Source organism: Pseudonocardia sp. MH-G8 (assembly GCF_002262885.1).
Taxonomy (GTDB): Bacteria; Actinomycetota; Actinomycetes; order Mycobacteriales; family Pseudonocardiaceae; genus Pseudonocardia.
Window position 1 is genome coordinate 155,818 of the sequence record NZ_NKYF01000020.1, and the last position, 14,861, is coordinate 170,678.

At 71.4% G+C, this 14,861-nt stretch carries 16 protein-coding genes; 8 read left to right on the top strand and 8 right to left on the bottom strand.

Annotated features, from left to right (window positions below; translation table 11 throughout):
* Positions 1 to 5: 5 nt before the first annotated feature.
* Positions 6 to 623 (bottom strand): ribonuclease H, encoded by a 618-nt coding sequence (locus CFP66_RS32845; protein ID WP_094929151.1) that lies wholly within the window; start codon positions 621 to 623, stop codon positions 6 to 8.
* Positions 624 to 898: 275 nt separating this feature from the next.
* On the opposite strand from CFP66_RS32845, the gene CFP66_RS32850 reads away from it, so the two are divergent.
* A complete protein-coding gene (locus CFP66_RS32850; protein WP_094929096.1) occupies positions 899 to 1,285 on the top strand; it encodes a DUF805 domain-containing protein in 387 nt (128 codons plus the stop codon).
* A 142-nt stretch (positions 1,286 to 1,427) separates the two neighbouring features.
* The gene (locus CFP66_RS32855; protein ID WP_233159925.1) at positions 1,428 to 1,814 is read left to right on the top strand and encodes a response regulator transcription factor; all 387 of its coding nucleotides are present in this window, start codon (positions 1,428 to 1,430) and stop codon (positions 1,812 to 1,814) included.
* 12 nt (positions 1,815 to 1,826) lie between these two features.
* Here the strand turns inward: CFP66_RS32855 and CFP66_RS32860 are convergent, their stop codons facing one another.
* On the bottom strand, positions 1,827 to 2,774 hold the full coding sequence (locus tag CFP66_RS32860) for a LysR family transcriptional regulator (RefSeq protein ID WP_158228291.1): 948 nt from the start codon (positions 2,772 to 2,774) through the stop codon (positions 1,827 to 1,829).
* 121 nt (positions 2,775 to 2,895) lie between these two features.
* Between CFP66_RS32860 and CFP66_RS32865 the strand changes: the two genes are divergently transcribed.
* The 5 genes from CFP66_RS32865 to CFP66_RS32885 are packed head-to-tail and all read left to right on the top strand — an operon-like array spanning position 2,896 to position 7,526.
* The gene (locus CFP66_RS32865) at positions 2,896 to 3,846 is read left to right on the top strand and encodes an ABC transporter substrate-binding protein (protein ID WP_158228292.1); all 951 of its coding nucleotides are present in this window, start codon (positions 2,896 to 2,898) and stop codon (positions 3,844 to 3,846) included.
* On the top strand, positions 3,843 to 4,751 hold the full coding sequence (locus CFP66_RS32870) for an amino acid ABC transporter permease (protein WP_158228293.1): 909 nt from the start codon (positions 3,843 to 3,845) through the stop codon (positions 4,749 to 4,751). Before CFP66_RS32865 ends, CFP66_RS32870 begins: the two co-directional genes overlap by 4 nt.
* Complete coding sequence (locus CFP66_RS32875) at positions 4,751 to 5,551, top strand: amino acid ABC transporter ATP-binding protein (protein ID WP_094929099.1); 801 nt, start codon at positions 4,751 to 4,753, stop codon at positions 5,549 to 5,551. The genes CFP66_RS32870 and CFP66_RS32875 overlap by 1 nt, the downstream gene beginning before the upstream one ends.
* On the top strand, positions 5,548 to 6,756 hold the full coding sequence (locus CFP66_RS32880; protein WP_094929100.1) for a MalY/PatB family protein: 1,209 nt from the start codon (positions 5,548 to 5,550) through the stop codon (positions 6,754 to 6,756). The genes CFP66_RS32875 and CFP66_RS32880 overlap by 4 nt, the downstream gene beginning before the upstream one ends.
* Positions 6,753 to 7,526 carry a trans-aconitate 2-methyltransferase gene (locus CFP66_RS32885; protein WP_094929101.1) on the top strand — a complete coding sequence of 258 codons (774 nt, stop codon included), beginning with the start codon at positions 6,753 to 6,755 and terminating at the stop codon, positions 7,524 to 7,526. The genes CFP66_RS32880 and CFP66_RS32885 overlap by 4 nt, the downstream gene beginning before the upstream one ends.
* A 9-nt stretch (positions 7,527 to 7,535) precedes the next feature.
* On the opposite strand, the gene CFP66_RS32890 is transcribed toward CFP66_RS32885, so the two are convergent.
* Positions 7,536 to 7,835 carry a glycerol-3-phosphate responsive antiterminator gene (locus CFP66_RS32890; RefSeq protein ID WP_158228294.1) on the bottom strand — a complete coding sequence of 100 codons (300 nt, stop codon included), beginning with the start codon at positions 7,833 to 7,835 and terminating at the stop codon, positions 7,536 to 7,538.
* Positions 7,836 to 8,029: 194 nt separating this feature from the next.
* On the opposite strand from CFP66_RS32890, the gene CFP66_RS32895 reads away from it, so the two are divergent.
* Positions 8,030 to 8,920 (top strand): LLM class flavin-dependent oxidoreductase, encoded by an 891-nt coding sequence (locus CFP66_RS32895; protein WP_094929103.1) that lies wholly within the window; start codon positions 8,030 to 8,032, stop codon positions 8,918 to 8,920.
* 23 nt (positions 8,921 to 8,943) lie between these two features.
* Here the strand turns inward: CFP66_RS32895 and CFP66_RS32900 are convergent, their stop codons facing one another.
* From CFP66_RS32900 to CFP66_RS32920, 5 genes are all read right to left on the bottom strand, one after another.
* Positions 8,944 to 9,555: a potassium-transporting ATPase subunit C gene (locus CFP66_RS32900; protein ID WP_198961822.1), complete on the bottom strand. Its 612-nt coding sequence runs from the start codon at positions 9,553 to 9,555 to the stop codon at positions 8,944 to 8,946.
* Between the two features lie 4 nt (positions 9,556 to 9,559).
* On the bottom strand, positions 9,560 to 11,641 hold the full coding sequence (gene kdpB / locus CFP66_RS32905) for a potassium-transporting ATPase subunit KdpB (protein WP_094929105.1): 2,082 nt from the start codon (positions 11,639 to 11,641) through the stop codon (positions 9,560 to 9,562).
* Entirely contained in the window at positions 11,638 to 13,308 is a 1,671-nt protein-coding gene (gene kdpA / locus CFP66_RS32910; RefSeq protein ID WP_094929106.1) for a potassium-transporting ATPase subunit KdpA, read from the bottom strand. The genes kdpB and kdpA overlap by 4 nt, the downstream gene beginning before the upstream one ends.
* Positions 13,308 to 13,409 carry a K(+)-transporting ATPase subunit F gene (gene kdpF / locus CFP66_RS32915; protein WP_143517440.1) on the bottom strand — a complete coding sequence of 34 codons (102 nt, stop codon included), beginning with the start codon at positions 13,407 to 13,409 and terminating at the stop codon, positions 13,308 to 13,310. The genes kdpA and kdpF overlap by 1 nt, the downstream gene beginning before the upstream one ends.
* Before the next feature lie 345 nt (positions 13,410 to 13,754).
* On the bottom strand, positions 13,755 to 14,861 hold a 1,107-nt coding region (locus CFP66_RS32920; RefSeq protein WP_094929108.1), incomplete at its 5' end, for an HNH endonuclease signature motif containing protein.

Genomic DNA, 14,861 nt, shown 5'->3' on the forward strand with positions numbered 1-14,861 from the left:
GCCCCTCAGACCACCGCGCGTGCCTGCTCCACCGCGAGGGCGTCGACGAGGTCGTTCATCAGGTCGCCCGAGTGGCCCTTCACCCACCGGAACGAGACGTCGCCGCGCTCGTTCACCTGCGTGATCAGCGGCTCCCAGAGATCCCGGCTCACGACGGGCTTGCGCGCGCTGGTGACCCACCCGCGGGCCTGCCAGCCCTTCCACCAGCCGTCGCGGAAGCAGTTCACGACGTACGTCGAATCGCTCACGATCACGAGCGGGCCCTCCAGCGCCCGCACCGCCTCCAGCGCCGCCCGGATCTCCATCCGCTGGTTGGTCGTGGCCGGGTCCCCGCCGCTGCCCTGCCGCCCGTCCCGGGTGGCCCACGCCCAACCGCCCGGGCCCGGGTTGCCCGAGCACGCGCCGTCGGTCCACACCTCCAGCGCCCCCTCGGCGGCCGGCATCTCGTGGCGAGGGGACCGCGCCGGACCGGCGTCGGAGGCGACGCCGCCCGACCGACCGGCTGCTCCCGCATCGCCGGCGCAACCGGTGTGCGCCCACCTGCTGCCGGATTTCCGGATCTCCTCGCCGGGCCGGATGGCGGACGAGCAGACCCCGCAGGTGGTCGCGAACTTCGCGGTCATCGGCACCCGGACACCCTAGTGCGGCGCCCCGGCGCCCATCCGACCTCCTCCTCGCGACAGCGGCCGTCTCCTCGATTCACCGTGTCCAGGAGCGGCGGCACGCCATCGGGCAGGGATCGGCAACTGATCGGGCGGCGCGCAGTTTACCCGGCGTACTCTCGCTGGTGCCACGTTCGGACGGATCCGATACCCGACCGTGTCATCGCTCGCCGAGCCGATGTGCCATGATCACGCCCGCCGTCAGGCGACTTCACTCGCAACTGTGGGGATTTTTCATGCAGTGGTATCTCAAGGTGCTCCGCCAGTACGTCGATTTCGCCGGCCGCAGCCGGCGGACGGAGTACTGGATGTTCGTCCTGTTCAGCGCGATCATCGCGATCGTCCTCGCAGGGCTGGACAACCTGCTCGGATTGTCGTTCTCAGCGGGCAGCTCCGGCGTGCTCGGCCTGCTCTACTCCCTGGCCGTTCTGCTGCCCGGCCTTGGCGTGACCGTTCGGAGGCTGCACGACACCGGCCGGTCCGGGTGGTGGGTGCTCATCGCGCTCATCCCGGTGATCGGGGCGATCGTGCTCATCGTGTTCCTCGCGACCGCGGGCAACACCGCCACCAACTCCTACGGGCCGGACCCCAAGGCGTCGGTCGGCACCCCGGCTACGGTCTGACCGCGGAGCCCGCCGAACGAGCCTGCGCAGCCGGCCCGCTGAGAGAGCCGGCTGCGCGGTCGGGGTGGCGCAGGAGTCACACCCCAACGCACGGCAGCACGCGCCGTCGGCAGCGGCGATGGCGAAGGGACACGAACCCCGCATGATCACCGTGATGCTCGTCGACGACCAGGCGGTCGTGCGGGCCGGCTTCCGCGTCGACGCGGTCCGGCGCCTCGCCGGCGGCGACGGACTCGTCGACCAGGCCGTGACCCGCCGGGTGATCGCGGAGTTCGCCCGGCGCAGGCCGGCGCCCGCGGCCGACACCGCGGCGGCGGACCAGCTCACGGCGCGGGAGACCGAGATCGTGGGCCTGCTCGCCACGGGCCTGTCGAACGCCGAGATCGCGAACGAGCTGTACATCGAGACGAGCACGGTCAAGTCGCACCTCGGACGCGCGATGACCAAGATCGGCGCCCGGGACCGGCTGCAGACCGTGGTGTGGGCCTACCAGAACGGTCTGGCGAGGCGCTCCGCGGCAGAGCGCTGAGCGCACCGTCGTTCACCCGTCGGCACCACTCTGCCCGGCGGTGAGGGCGGCGACGATGCGCGATTCGGAAGCCAGCAACGCACGGACGCCGGCGCTCTCCGCCGCGTCGGCGCGGTGGGCGAGCTGCACCTCCAAGGCCCAGCCGGGCAGCGCCAACGGCAGCTCCACGACCCGCCCGGCCCGCAGGGCGTCCGCAGCGGCGAAGGCCGGCACGATCGCGACGTAGCCGTGGTGATCCAGCATGTCGAGGGCCACCGACGGCAGGCCGACGAAGTGCACGGGACGGTCCGACGGACGGCGGGGGTGCGCGAACGTCTCGGCGAGCACCTCCGCCTCGACGTTCCACCGGTACACGGCCACGGCGCTGTCCAGCAGGTCGGTGACGGCGACGGCCCGCCGTCCGGCCAGCGGGTTGTCCGGGTGCGCGACGGTGACGATGTTCGAGCGCAGCAGCCGCCGCACGATCACCCCCGGGCGGGCCATCCGGCTGAGCAGCAGGCCCACGTCCGCGGTTCCGTCGAGCAGCTGTCCGATCACCTCGGACGAGTGCGACACGCGCGTGTGCGCGTTCAGCGCGGCCGCGCTCAGCACGTCCAGCACCGCGGGGAAGACCACGAGGCCGAGACTCGCCGGAGCCGCGACCACCAGCCGCCGTCGTTCCGGTGCACGGACGGCGTCGTGCGCATCGTGCAGCAGTTCGAGGCACCGGCGGGCGTAGGCGAGGAACCGCTCGCCTGCGGGCGTCAGGGTCGAACCACGCCGCGTGCGCACGAACAGCTCGCTGGAGACCTTCTGCTCCAGCGAGGTCATCCGGGCGCTGACCGACGGGGTTGCCAGCAGGAGCTCGGCCGCGGCGGCGGTGAAGCTGCCGCAACGCGCCACGGCGAGGAAGACCATGAGGTCGAGGGTCTCGACGCTCTCCCCCAGCAGCGGTGTCGTCGACCGTGCCGTCCCGGTCACAGGCTGGGCCTCACACCGGGGGCAGGGAACGGACGTCTACCTCGGGTCCACCACATACCCGAGACTCCTAGCAGGTGATCGAGGGGGACGCCAACACCTGCTGAATCTTGAGGAGAATCCGATGGCACGCAGCAGTTCCCACCGTGGTGAACGCTGGTTCCACCGCATGAGCCGGGGTCTGACAGCGGGCGCCGCCGTGGCGCTGCTCGCCTCGTGCGGCGCGGTGGTCGACCCGGACGAGATCGCGCAGGACGGTCCGGTGAGCGCGACCGGCCTTCCCGCCGACGTGGTCGCCGCCGGAAAGCTCGTGGTCGCGACCGGCGACTACAAGGTCCCGACCCATTTCAAGAACGAGAAGGGCGAGCTGGTCGGGTTCAACATCGACCTGTCGCGGGCGCTGAGCCGGGAACTCGGGATCGCCGTCGAGCTCGCCGCCGTTCCGTTCGACGGGGTGCTGGCGGGAGTCCGGTCCGGCCGGTACGACACCGCCCTCTACAACATGAGCGACAGCGAGGCGCGGCAGGAGGCCGCCGATTTCGTCGACTACGCGGTGTCCGGTTCGGTGATCGTCGTCCGGAAGGGCGAGAACCCCGGCGTCACCACGGACCCCACCTCGCTGTGCGGCCGCGTCGTCGCCGTCACCAGCGGGGACTACGAGTTCAGCGTGCTGACCACGCGCGTCGCAGAGCTCTGTTCCCAGGCCGGCCTACCGGCGATCGATGTCCAGACGCTGCAGAACGACGACGCCTCCCGCACGGCGCTGGAGACCGGGCGGGTCGAGGCGCTGGTCGACGGGATGACGACCACGCCCTACGTGGTCGCCCAGAACACCGAGGAGTTGGAGCTCGTCGGGAAGCTGGCCGTCGACGGCAGCGAACCGCTCGGAATGCCGTTCGCCAAGGGGCGGGGCGAGCTCGTGCAGGCCGTGGCCGACGCGTTCCGGAGGCTCTGGCAGAGCGGGGAGTACCAGCGGATCGCGCAGCAGTGGGCGCTCACCGAGATCGTGCCGCCCGACGCCGGCTTCTTCGCCGTCAACCTCGGCAAGGGTCTCGACGGCGGGGGGAACTCGTGAGCGTCGAGCCGCCGGTCCTCACCGCTGCCCCACCCCGCCCACCTGCGGGGCCCGACCTCGACCCGGCGGACTTCGCGCCGCGACGCCGGCGCCACGTCGTGCGCTGGGTGCTCGCCGCCGTCGTGCTCGTGTTCCTGGCCGACCTGGTCAGGGGCGCGGCCACCAACCCGCGGCTGTCCTGGCACGTCGTCGGTGAGTACCTCTTCGACCCGCGGATCCTGGAGGGCCTGCTGATCACCCTGGGTCTCACGGCGGTCTCCCAGGTGGTGGCGACGGTGCTCGGCCTGCTCGTCGCGCTGGCCGGGCTGTCCGGGAACCCGGTGCTGGTGGGTGCGGCGCGCCTCTACGTGATGGTGTTCCGCACCGTTCCCACCGTCATCCAGATGCTGTTCTGGTACTACCTCGCCGCGATCCTCCCCTACATCGGGGTGGGCCTGCCGTTCGGCCCGGACCTCGTGGTGTTCGACAGCACCAAGCTCATCACCCAGTTCACCGCGGCCGTTCTCGGGCTCGCACTCGGCGAGGCGGCATTCCTCGCCGAGTACTTCCGGGGCGCCATCACCGCGGTGCCGCGCGGCCAGATCGAGGCCGCCGCCGCGTGCGGGCTCACCCCCGTCACCACGTTCCGCCGGATCGTCGCGCCGCAAGCCATGCGGATCGTGCTACCCGCCTACGGCAACGCACTGATCATCAATCTGAAGAACACCTCTGTCGTGTTCGTGATCGGCGCGGGAGACATGATGACCCAGGCCCAGCTCATCTACACGCAGAACTTCCAGCAGATTCCGCTGCTGATGGTCGTCATCGGCTGGTACCTCGTCATCGTCGCCCTGCTGACGGCGGTGCAACGCCGGGTGGAAGTGCGCTACTCCCGTGGTTACGACGCCCGGTTGGCGGAAGCGTGATGAGCGACCGACCGTTCCTGCGCGCCGTGGGCATCAAGAAGCGGTTCGGGCAGGTCGACGCCCTGCGGGGCGTCGACCTGCAGATCCATCGCGGCAGCGTGACGTGCCTGCTCGGACCGTCCGGATCGGGGAAGAGCACGCTGCTGCGTTGCCTCAACCGGCTGGAGACGCCGGACGAAGGCTACGTCGAGATCGACGGGGTCGTCATCGGCTTCGAGCAGGGGCGAAAGCGTCCGGTGCAGTGCAGTCCCCGGCGGCTCGCCGCCCAACGCCGCGTCACCGGCATGGTCTTCCAGCACTTCAACCTGTTCGCCCACCTGACGGTCGAGCAGAACGTCACGGAAGGCCAGGTGCACGGGCACGGGGTCGCCAGGAACGCGGCCCGGACCAGGGCGCTCGAACTGCTCGACCGGGTCGGGCTCGCCGACCACGCGCAGCGCTATCCCGCGCAGTTGTCCGGCGGGCAGCAACAACGTGTCGCCATCGCCCGCGCCATGGCGACCGCACCGAAGGTCCTCCTGTTCGACGAGCCGACCTCGGCTCTCGATCCGGAGCTGGTGGGTGAGGTGCTCGGCGTCATGCGGGACCTCGCCCACGACGGGGTGACGATGCTCGTCGTCACCCACGAAATCGCATTCGCAGAGGAAGTGGCGACACACGTGCACGTCATGAACGAAGGCTCGATCATCGAGAGCGGTACGCCGGCCGAGGTCATCCGTTCCCCGCGGCATGCCCGCACCCAGACCTTCCTGGCCCGGGTCACGCGCACCGACCGATCCGACGCGGCGGCGGCCCGATGACCACCGCGAAGGCGGACCCGTCGCTCGCCGACGAGCGGCGCGCGCTGCTGGGCTGGACGGCGGCCCACTCCCGGGCCCGGCACAACAAGCGCTGGTCGGTCTACCCCGAGGACGTCATCGACCTGACCGTCGCCGAGATGGACGTCCCGGTGGCTGGGCCGATCATGGTGCGGCTGCGCGACGCCGTGGAGCGGCAGGCGTTCGGCTATCCGCTGCCGGATGCGATGAGCGGGCTCCCGGAGGTCGCCGCGCAGTGGCTCACGGACCGGGGCCTGACCGTCCCCGCCGAGCAGATCCGATTGATGCCCGACGTCATCAAGGGCATGGTCCTGGCGATCAAGCACCTCACGCCGGCCGGCAGCCCGGTGGCGGTCATCACCCCGACCTACAGCCGGTTCCGCGACGCGGTCGACGCGGCCGAACGCCGGACGATCGAGGTGCCGATGCAGCGCTGCGGACACCGCTACACCCTCGATCTCGACGCGATCCGCAGCGCCCTGGTGGAAGGCGCTCGGACCGTACTGCTGTGCAACCCGAGCAACCCGGTGGGGCGGGTCTTCACCGCCGCCGAACTCGCGTCCCTCGCCGAGCTCGTCGAGGCCCACGGTGCGCGCACCATCAGCGACGAGATCCACGCCCCGCTGAGCTACGGGGCGACGTTCACGCCGTACGCATCGCTCGGACCGGCCGCCGCGGCGCACTCCGTGACGCTGACCAGTGCCAGCAAGGCCTGGAACATCCCCGGTCTGCGCTGCGCGATCGTCGCCCTCACCAACCCTGCCGACCTCGGGCTGTGGGACCGCCTCCCCCGCGCCGCCAAGGGCGGGATCTCGCCGCTCGGCATCGAAGCGACCATCACCGCGTTCCGGGACGGCGGTCCCTGGCTGGAGAAGGTCCTCGGGCTGCTCGACGCCAACCGGCGACTGCTCGTCGAGCGGACGGCCGCCGTCGGGCTGGACCAGGTCGTCGGCATGCCCGAGGCGACCTACCTCGCCTGGTTCGACCTGCGCTCCTTCGCGATCGACGACCCCCGGGAGTTCCTGCTGCGCGAGGCCGGCGTGGCCACGACCTCCGGGGAGGAGCACGGCGCCGGTGGGCAGGGGTTCCTCCGGGTCAACTTCGCCAGCGCCCCGGACATCCTGGACAGGGCGATCGATCGGATGGCCGCCGCGCTGCTCGGCCTGCGGCAGCGGGAGACGGCATGATCACCACCACGACGTCGGGGGCACCGGCGATGTGGCGGCGCCGGTGGGACCGACAGCAGGCGGCCTACGTCCCCGACCGTGGCACCGTCGTCGACCTGATGCTCGAGATCGTCGACCGGCTCGGTGCCACACCGGGTGCGCTCGTCGACCTCGGCTGTGGCCCGGGAACGCTGGCCTGCCGCGCCGCAGAGCGCTGGCCGCAGGCACACGTGCTCGGCATCGATCTCGACCCGGTGCTGCTCGCGCTGGGCCGGGAGACCTCGAGCCGGGCGATCACCTGGGTGGAGGACGACCTGCGCGACGCGCGAGCCCTCGACCACCTCGCCTCCGCGGCGGACGGACCGCTGGACGCCGCCGTCTCCGCCACCGCGCTGCACTGGCTGACCCCGGCCGAGCTGCACCGGCTGGTCGCGGGACTCGCCGCGACGCTTCGCCCGGGCGCCGTGTTCGTCAACTACGACACGCTCCCCCTCGACGCGGCGACGCCCCGGTTGCGAGCGTTGGCCGAGGAACATCGGCAAGCACTCGCCGCCGGCGCGCTCGCGTCCTCGGGTGCGGACGACTGGGCGGGATGGTGGGAGGGGCTGCGCGCGGCGCAGCTGTACCCGGCGGAGTTCACCGAGCGCGAGCGACGCTTCGGCGCCCGCGCTGCCGATCACCGCGGTGCCACGCTCGGGGAGTTCACCGCGGCGCTGCGTGGTGCCGGCTTCGCCGAGGTCGCGGTGATGCGCCAGGTCGCCGATCGCCACCTGCTGGTCGCGATCCGCTGACCCCACCGGTCAGCGGTCCGGCCGGGTGTAGTCCCACAGCTCGGTGTCGCTGGTGGAGACGCCGACAGCACCGAGGTCCATCGCCTGCTCGATGCTGTCGCAGTCCGCGACGAATCCCCCGGCGATGAACGAGCCGAACGGCGCGAGCCGGGCACTGCCCACGTGCGCGAGCACCGGCCAGGGCATCAGCTGCACGAGGTCGGCCCCACCGGAGGCCACCGACGAGGAGCTTCGTGGCAGGTTGGAGCGGTCGGTGAGGAAGACCTTGCGGACGGTGCGCAGCCCGAGCGCCGCTCCCTGCTGGATCACCTGCAACGAGGCCAGCAACGCCTGCCGGTCCGGCCGGTCTCCCCGGACCCGCGTCTGGACACGACGATGCCTCCCTACAGGCCGAACTTCGTGGGGTTGAAGACGGGGCCACCTTGCCAAGTGGAACGCCGCTCCGTATCGTTACCGGAGCAGCGCTCCACTTGCTCGCGACCCCGAGAGGACCACTGATCACCATGTCGCACCCGCTCCGGCCGCGATTCGGGATCCTGACCGCCCCCATGCAGGTCGACTACGACGACATCCTGCGGGTCTGGCGCGAGGCGGACACGATCCCGGAGATCGAGCACGCCTGGCTGTTCGACCACCTCATGCCGATCGGCGGTGACCCGGACGGCCCGATCCTCGAGGGCTGGACGCTGCTCTCGGCGCTCGCCGCACAGACCCGGCGGCTACGCCTCGGCCTGCTCGTGACCAGCAACCGCTTCCGGCCCCCCGCGGTGCTGGCCAAGATCGCCACGACCGTGGACATCGTCTCCGGCGGACGGCTCGACTTCGGCATCGGCGCCGGCTCCCGGCCCAGCCACCCGCTGGCCCGGCGCGAGTACGACGCGCACGGCCTGCCCTACCACGACGCCGCGCACGCCGTGGCCGCCCTCGGCGAGGCGTGCACCGTGATCCGGCGGCTGTGGACCGAGGCCGAACCGTTCGACTTCCACGGCGCCCACGTGCAGCTCACCGGGGCGTTCGGCAACCCCAAGCCCGTGCAGCGCCCCCATCCGCCGATCATGATCGGCGGTCGGGCGTCCGCGACGCTGCGCGTGGTGGCCGAGCACGCCGACGTCTGGAACATCCCCGGCGGGGACATCGACGACGCCGTCAGCCGCAGTGCGCTGCTGGACCGCTACTGCACCGAGATCGGGCGCGACCCCGCCTCGATCACCCGCTCGATCCACGTGCCCGTCTCCTACGACCGGCCCGATACCACCCGGGACGCGATCCGCGAGGCGATCGATGCCGGCTTCGGCCACATCGTCCTCGGGCTGCCGGCGCCCTTCCCCGCCGGCGTGGCGCGGTGGGTCACCGACGAGCTCATCAGCACCACCGCCGGGCAGTTGACGCGGTAGCCCCGGTGTCCTCGAACCGGTGATCACCGGGCCGTCGCCACCGCGAGGTTCAGCTCGGTGACGTTCACCGTCGGCTCCCCCAGGAATCCGGCCACCCGGCCGGTGGTGGCCTGCGCGACCAGGTCGCGCACCGTGTCGGCGGGCAGCCCGGTGTTGCGCACCACCCGCTCGACCTGCAGGGCCGCGTACTCCGGGCTGATGTGCGGGTCGAGGCCGGATGCGGACGCGGTCACCGCGTCCGGTGGCACCGCCGCGGCGGCGACGCCCTCCCGCGCGGCGACGAGGGCCCGGCGCTGCGCGATCGTCTCGAGCAGGCCCTGGTCGAACCCACCGAGGTTCGATCCGCCGGATGTGGTGGTGTCGGCCGGGCCGAGCACATCGGTCGACGACGCCGAGGGCCGCGTGTGGAAGTACGGGTCCGCGGCGGGGTCGGGCGCGACCGGGTCGACACCGATCAGGGAGGAGCCGGCGGGTGCGCCGCCGGCACCGGTGATCACCGAGCCCTCGGCGGAGTGCGCGAGACCCGGTACCCGCGCCACCGCCCACACGGTCAGCGGGTAGGCGACACCGCACAGCAGGATGAGGACGATCAGCAGGCGCAGGCCGGTGACGGCCTGCCTGGTCAGAGTGGTCAGCACGTCAGATCCCGGGGACGAGTCGCAGGAGCAGGTCGAGGAGGTAGATCCCGATGAACGGGGTGACGACGCCGCCGATCCCGTAGATCAGCAGGTTGCGCCGCAGCAGCCGCGACGCCGACGTCGGCCGGTAGCGCACCCCGCGCAGGGCGAGCGGGATCAACACGATGATGATCAGCGCGTTGAACACGACCGCGGACAGGATCGCCGACTCCGGCGACGCCAGGCCCATGATGTCGAGCAGGCCCAGCGACGGGTAGAGGGCGGCGAACATCGCGGGCAGGATCGCGAAGTACTTCGCGAGGTCGTTGGCCACGGAGAACGTGGTCAGCGCACCGCGGGTGATCAGCAACTGCTTGCCGATCTCGACGATCTCGATCAGCTTCGTGGGGTCGGAGTCGAGGTCGACCATGTTGCCGGCCTCCTTCGCCGCGGCCGTGCCCGAGTTCATCGCGACCCCGACGTCGGCCTGCGCGAGCGCAGGGGCGTCGTTGGTGCCGTCGCCGGTCATGGCGACGAGGCGACCACCCTCCTGCTCCTTGCGGATGTAGGCCATCTTGTCCTCGGGGGTGGCCTCGGCGATGTGGTCGTCCACGCCGGCCTCGGCCGCGATCGCCCGAGCGGTGCGCGGGTTGTCGCCGGTGACCATGACGGTGCGGATCCCCATGGCCCGCAACTCGGCGAAGCGGGCGGCGATCCCGGGCTTCACCACGTCGGAGAGCCGGATCACGCCGAGCACCCGCGCGTCGGCGCCGTCGTCCGTGAGGGCCTGCGCGACCACCAGCGGTGTGCCGCCGTCGTCGGAGATCTGCTCGACCAACGCGTCGACCTCCGGGGACTCCACCCCGGCCCACGCGAGCACGGCGGCGGCCGCCCCCTTGCGGATCACCCGGTTCTCCAGGTCGAGCCCGGACATCCGGGTCCGGGCGGAGAACGGCACGAACCGAGCGCGCGCCTCCTCCGCCGACGCGTCCGCGGGCAGCCCGTGCTCCGAGGCGCACAGCGCCACGACACTGCGACCCTCCGGCGTCTGGTCGGCCAGGCTGGAGAGCCGGGCGGCCACGGCGAGCGCCTCCGACTCCGTGCCCGTGACCGGGATCAGCGCGGTCGCCTGCCGGTTGCCGAAGGTGATCGTGCCGGTCTTGTCGAGCAGCAGCGTGTCGATGTCCCCGGCCGCCTCGACCGCGCGACCCGATGTCGCCAGCACGTTGCGCTGCACGAGCCGGTCCATCCCGGCGATCCCGATCGCCGAGAGCAGGGCCCCGATGGTGGTCGGGATGAGGCAGACCAGCAGCGCGACCAGCACGACCACGGGTTGCACGACGCCGGCGTAGGCGCTCATCGGCTGCAGGGCGACGACCGCGAGCAGGAAGATGATCGTCAACGCGGACAGCAGGATCGTCAGGGCGATCTCGTTGGGCGTCTTCTGCCGCGCCGCGCCCTCGACGAGCGCGATCATCCGGTCCACGAACGATTCCCCCGGCTTCGTCGTGATCTCCACGACGATCCGGTCGGACAGCACGGTGGTGCCCCCGGTGACCGACGAGCGGTCCCCGCCCGCCTCCCGCACGACCGGGGCCGACTCCCCGGTGATCGCCGACTCGTCGACGGTGGCGATCCCGTCGACGACATCGCCGTCGCCGGGGATCATCTCCCCCGCCTCGACGACGACGCGGTCGCCGATCCGCAACGCACTACCGCTGACGTGTTCCTCGCGCCCGTCCTGGCCCAGCCGGCGGGCGGCCATGTCGCGCTTGGTCCGGCGCAGGCTCTCCGCCTGCGCCTTGCCGCGCCCCTCCGCAACGGCTTCGGCGAGGTTCGCGAACAGGACGGTGAACCACAGCCAGAGCGCGATCAGCCAACCGAACACCGTCGGGGCCACGATCGCGTCGAGGCTGACCAGGACCGAGCCGACCCACACCACGAACAGCACGGGGTTGCGCAGCTGCGCGCGGGGATGGAGCTTGCGCAACGCCTCGGGGAGCGCGGCCCCGATCTGCCGGGGGTGGAACGCGCCCGCCGGCACCGGCGACGGCGTGGCCGACGCGGCGGGTTCGGCGGACCGCAGGTCGGTGGGGGTGCTCATGTCAATGCCTCCGCGAGCGGACCCAGCGCGAGCGCCGGGAGGAAGGTGAGTGCGGCCACGAGGACGACGGTGCCGGCGAGCAGCGCGCCGAAGAGCGGGCGGTCAGTGGGCAAGGTGCCCGCGGTCGGCTCCACGCGCTTCTGCTGCGCGAGCGAGCCCGCGAGCGCCAACACGGCCAGGATCGGCAGGAACCGGCCGAACAGCATCGCCATCCCCAGGGTCGCCTGGAAGAAGTCGCTGGTCACGGTGAGCCCGGCGAACGCGCTGCCGTTGTTGTTGGCCGCGCTCGTGTAGGCGTAGAGGACCTCGGAGAAGCCGTGCGACCCGTCGTTGTTCAGCGCGTCGAGCGTGCCGGGCAGCGCGATCGCGAGCCCCGCACCGAGCAGGACGAGCGTGGGCATCGTGAGGATGTAGACGGCCGCGGCGGTGACCTGGACCCGGCCGAGCTTCTTGCCCAGGAACTCGGGGGTGCGCCCGACCATCAGCCCGGCCAGGAACATCGCGATGACCGCGATGATCAGCATGCCGTAGAGCCCGGCCCCCACACCGCCGGGCGCGATCTCCCCCAGCAGCATGTTGAGGATCACCACGCCGCCGGCACCACCGGTGAAGCTGTCGTGCATCGAGTTGACCGCGCCGGTCGAGGTGCCCGTCGTCGACACCGCGAACAGGATCGACCCCGGGATCCCGAAGCGGGCCTCCTTGCCCTCCATCGCCGCACCCGCGATGCCTGCGGGGCCGTTCGGGTTCGACTCGGCGAGCCACGCGACGGTCAGCAGAGCGCCCCAGAGCGCGCCCATCACGGCGAGGAGCACGCCGCCCTGGCGCCGGTTGCCCACCATCGTGCCGAAGGTGCGGGTGAGGCAGACCGGGATCACCAGCAGCAGGAAGATCTCGACCAGGTTGGCCAGGGCGTTCGGGTTCTCGAACGGGTGCGCGGAGTTGGCGTTGAAGATGCCGCCGCCGTTCGTCCCGAGTTCCTTGATGGCCTCCTGCGAGGCCGTCGGGGCCAGCGGAAGGGTGTGCGTGGACCCGTCCACGCCGGTCACGTCCACGCCCGAACGCAGCGACATCGTGACGCCCATGGCGATCAGCAGGATCGCCGCGCCGAACGCGACCGGCAGCAGGATGCGGATGACACCGCGCGTGAGATCGACCCAGAAGTTCCCGATCCGGTCGGTCCCGGATCGCACGAAGCCGCGGACCAGTGCCACCGCCACCGCCATGCCGACCGCCGCGGACACGACGTTCTGCACGGTCAGCCCGGCCATCTGCACGGTGTGGCCCAGCACGGTCTCCGGCACGTAGGACTGCCAGTTGGTGTTGGTCACGAACGAGACCGCGGTATTGAACGCCATCGCCGCGGGCACGCCACCATCGTCGACACCGCGGTCGAAGCCCAGCGGGAGCACCGGCTGCAGTCGCTGCAGCAGGTAGAGCAGCACGAGCGAGGCGAACGAGAATCCCAGCACGCCCGCGGCGTAGGTGGGCCAGCGCTGCCCTGCGGCCGGGTCCACCCGGACCAGGCGGTAGATCGCGCGTTCGATCCGCCAGTCGCGTTCGCTGGTGTAGACCCGCGCCATGTAGTCACCGAACGGCACGTACACGATCGCGAGCAGCGCGAGCAGCGCGGCGACCTGGAGCAGTCCGGCCGACGTGTCGCCCATCAGAACCTCTCCGGGCGGACCAGGGCGACGACCAGGTACCCGAGCAGCGCGAACGCCGCGATCCCCGCCAGCACGTTGCTCACCACTTCGACGGCGCTCACAGTCGCTCCAGCCCCCGCAGACACAGGGCCAGCACCACGAAGCCGCCTAACAGCAGCAGCGTGTACAGCAGATCGGCCACGACATTCTCCTCGGACACCGCCGCCGGACCGTCCGGCGACGCCGACGCAGTCTGCGTCCGCTGATCAGCCGATCGAGGGGTTGCGAACGCCGTCTTGACCCCACGCGCCCGGATCTTGACGCGATGTTGACGGCCGCGAGAGCGGGGTCACCCCACCGGTCGGACGCACTCGGTCCCACGAGCTCCGGGACGCGTCGCCGAACCAGGACAGCGACACCCCGGGGCATGCCCGACCCCGGACACCCGGTGCCGACGCCCGCTCCCATCACGGGTTCCGGCGTGGTTTCTGTTCCGGGTCGATCCATTTCGGTGGGATGAACTCCGGTAACCCGTCACGGATCCGCACCACCCATCCGGAATCGTGGATCAAGCGGTGGTGGACCTTGCACAAGCTGACCAGGTTGTTCAGTTCGGTGGGTCCGCCGTGCTCCCACTCCCAGATGTGGTGGATTTCGCACCAAGAAGGTGTCCGGTCGCAGCCCGGGTGGGCGCATCCGCGGTCGCGGGCGGTGACCGCCCTGCGCAACCCGTCGGGGATCACCCGGGTGGAGCGCCCCACGTCGAGGGGTTGTCCGGCGCCGTTCATGACGATGGGTACGACGGCGGCGTCGCAGGCCAGCATCCGTAGCGAGGCGGGGCTCATGCGGCCGCCGAAGTCGAGCATCGCGGAGCGGGCGCGGGTTTCGAGGTCTTCGAGCCGGATCAGCACGTTGAGGTGTGGGCGTCGCCCGCCGGTGTCGGGGAGGGTGGCGTGGTCGGCGTGGGCGAGGACGAACCCGCAGGCGTCGGCGAGGGCTTCGGCCTGACGCTGCCCGGTCGAGCGTTGATCATCGCGGCCGAGGGGCTTGGCTTTGGCGTCGATCACGGTGGCGATCGCGTCGAACATCGCCGCGTCGTCGAACTGACCGCTGATCGTGCCGCCCGACCCGTCGCGGTGCTTGCGGACCTGCAGCCGGTTGACCGGCTCCGGCGGATTGTCATCAGGCTCGGGACCGTCGCCGTCCAGCACCTCCAGTAACTGGGTGCCGATCTTGCGTAGCTGCCCGGGCGAGTACTCCGCGGCCATACCGGCCAACTGCTCTTCCAACCCCGCCCGCTGCCAGTCGGTGATCCGCCCCGCCTCGGGGGTGTTGAGCAGGGCGGCGATGACCTCTACGTGACGCAGGCCTGCCTGCCCGGCGGCGAACGCCTTCCCCGTCGCGGGCAGGCGGGCGGGCAGCACGGTGCCGTCGAACCCGATCTGCTCACACGCCTGCTCCGCGGCCACGACGCGGCGGCGCGCTTCGTAGGAGTCGCATCCCAGCAGGTCGGTCAACGCGCCTTCGGGTTTGCGATAGCCGCGTTCGGCGAACGTGCCGCGCCGTTGCAGCGC

Excerpts from the sequence above, each read along its gene's own strand:
- CFP66_RS32845 (WP_094929151.1), bottom strand. The coding sequence starts at position 623 with ATGACCGCGAAGTTCGCGACCACCTGCGGGGTCTGCTCGTCCGCCATC.
- CFP66_RS32850 (WP_094929096.1), top strand. The coding sequence starts at position 899 with ATGCAGTGGTATCTCAAGGTGCTCCGCCAGTACGTCGATTTCGCCGGC.
- CFP66_RS32855 (WP_233159925.1), top strand. The coding sequence starts at position 1,428 with ATGATCACCGTGATGCTCGTCGACGACCAGGCGGTCGTGCGGGCCGGC.
- CFP66_RS32865 (WP_158228292.1), top strand. The coding sequence starts at position 2,896 with ATGGCACGCAGCAGTTCCCACCGTGGTGAACGCTGGTTCCACCGCATG.
- CFP66_RS32875 (WP_094929099.1), top strand. The coding sequence starts at position 4,751 with ATGAGCGACCGACCGTTCCTGCGCGCCGTGGGCATCAAGAAGCGGTTC.
- CFP66_RS32880 (WP_094929100.1), top strand. The coding sequence starts at position 5,548 with ATGACCACCGCGAAGGCGGACCCGTCGCTCGCCGACGAGCGGCGCGCG.
- CFP66_RS32885 (WP_094929101.1), top strand. The coding sequence starts at position 6,753 with ATGATCACCACCACGACGTCGGGGGCACCGGCGATGTGGCGGCGCCGG.
- CFP66_RS32895 (WP_094929103.1), top strand. The coding sequence starts at position 8,030 with ATGTCGCACCCGCTCCGGCCGCGATTCGGGATCCTGACCGCCCCCATG.
- kdpB (WP_094929105.1), bottom strand. The coding sequence starts at position 11,641 with ATGAGCACCCCCACCGACCTGCGGTCCGCCGAACCCGCCGCGTCGGCC.
- kdpA (WP_094929106.1), bottom strand. The coding sequence starts at position 13,308 with ATGGGCGACACGTCGGCCGGACTGCTCCAGGTCGCCGCGCTGCTCGCG.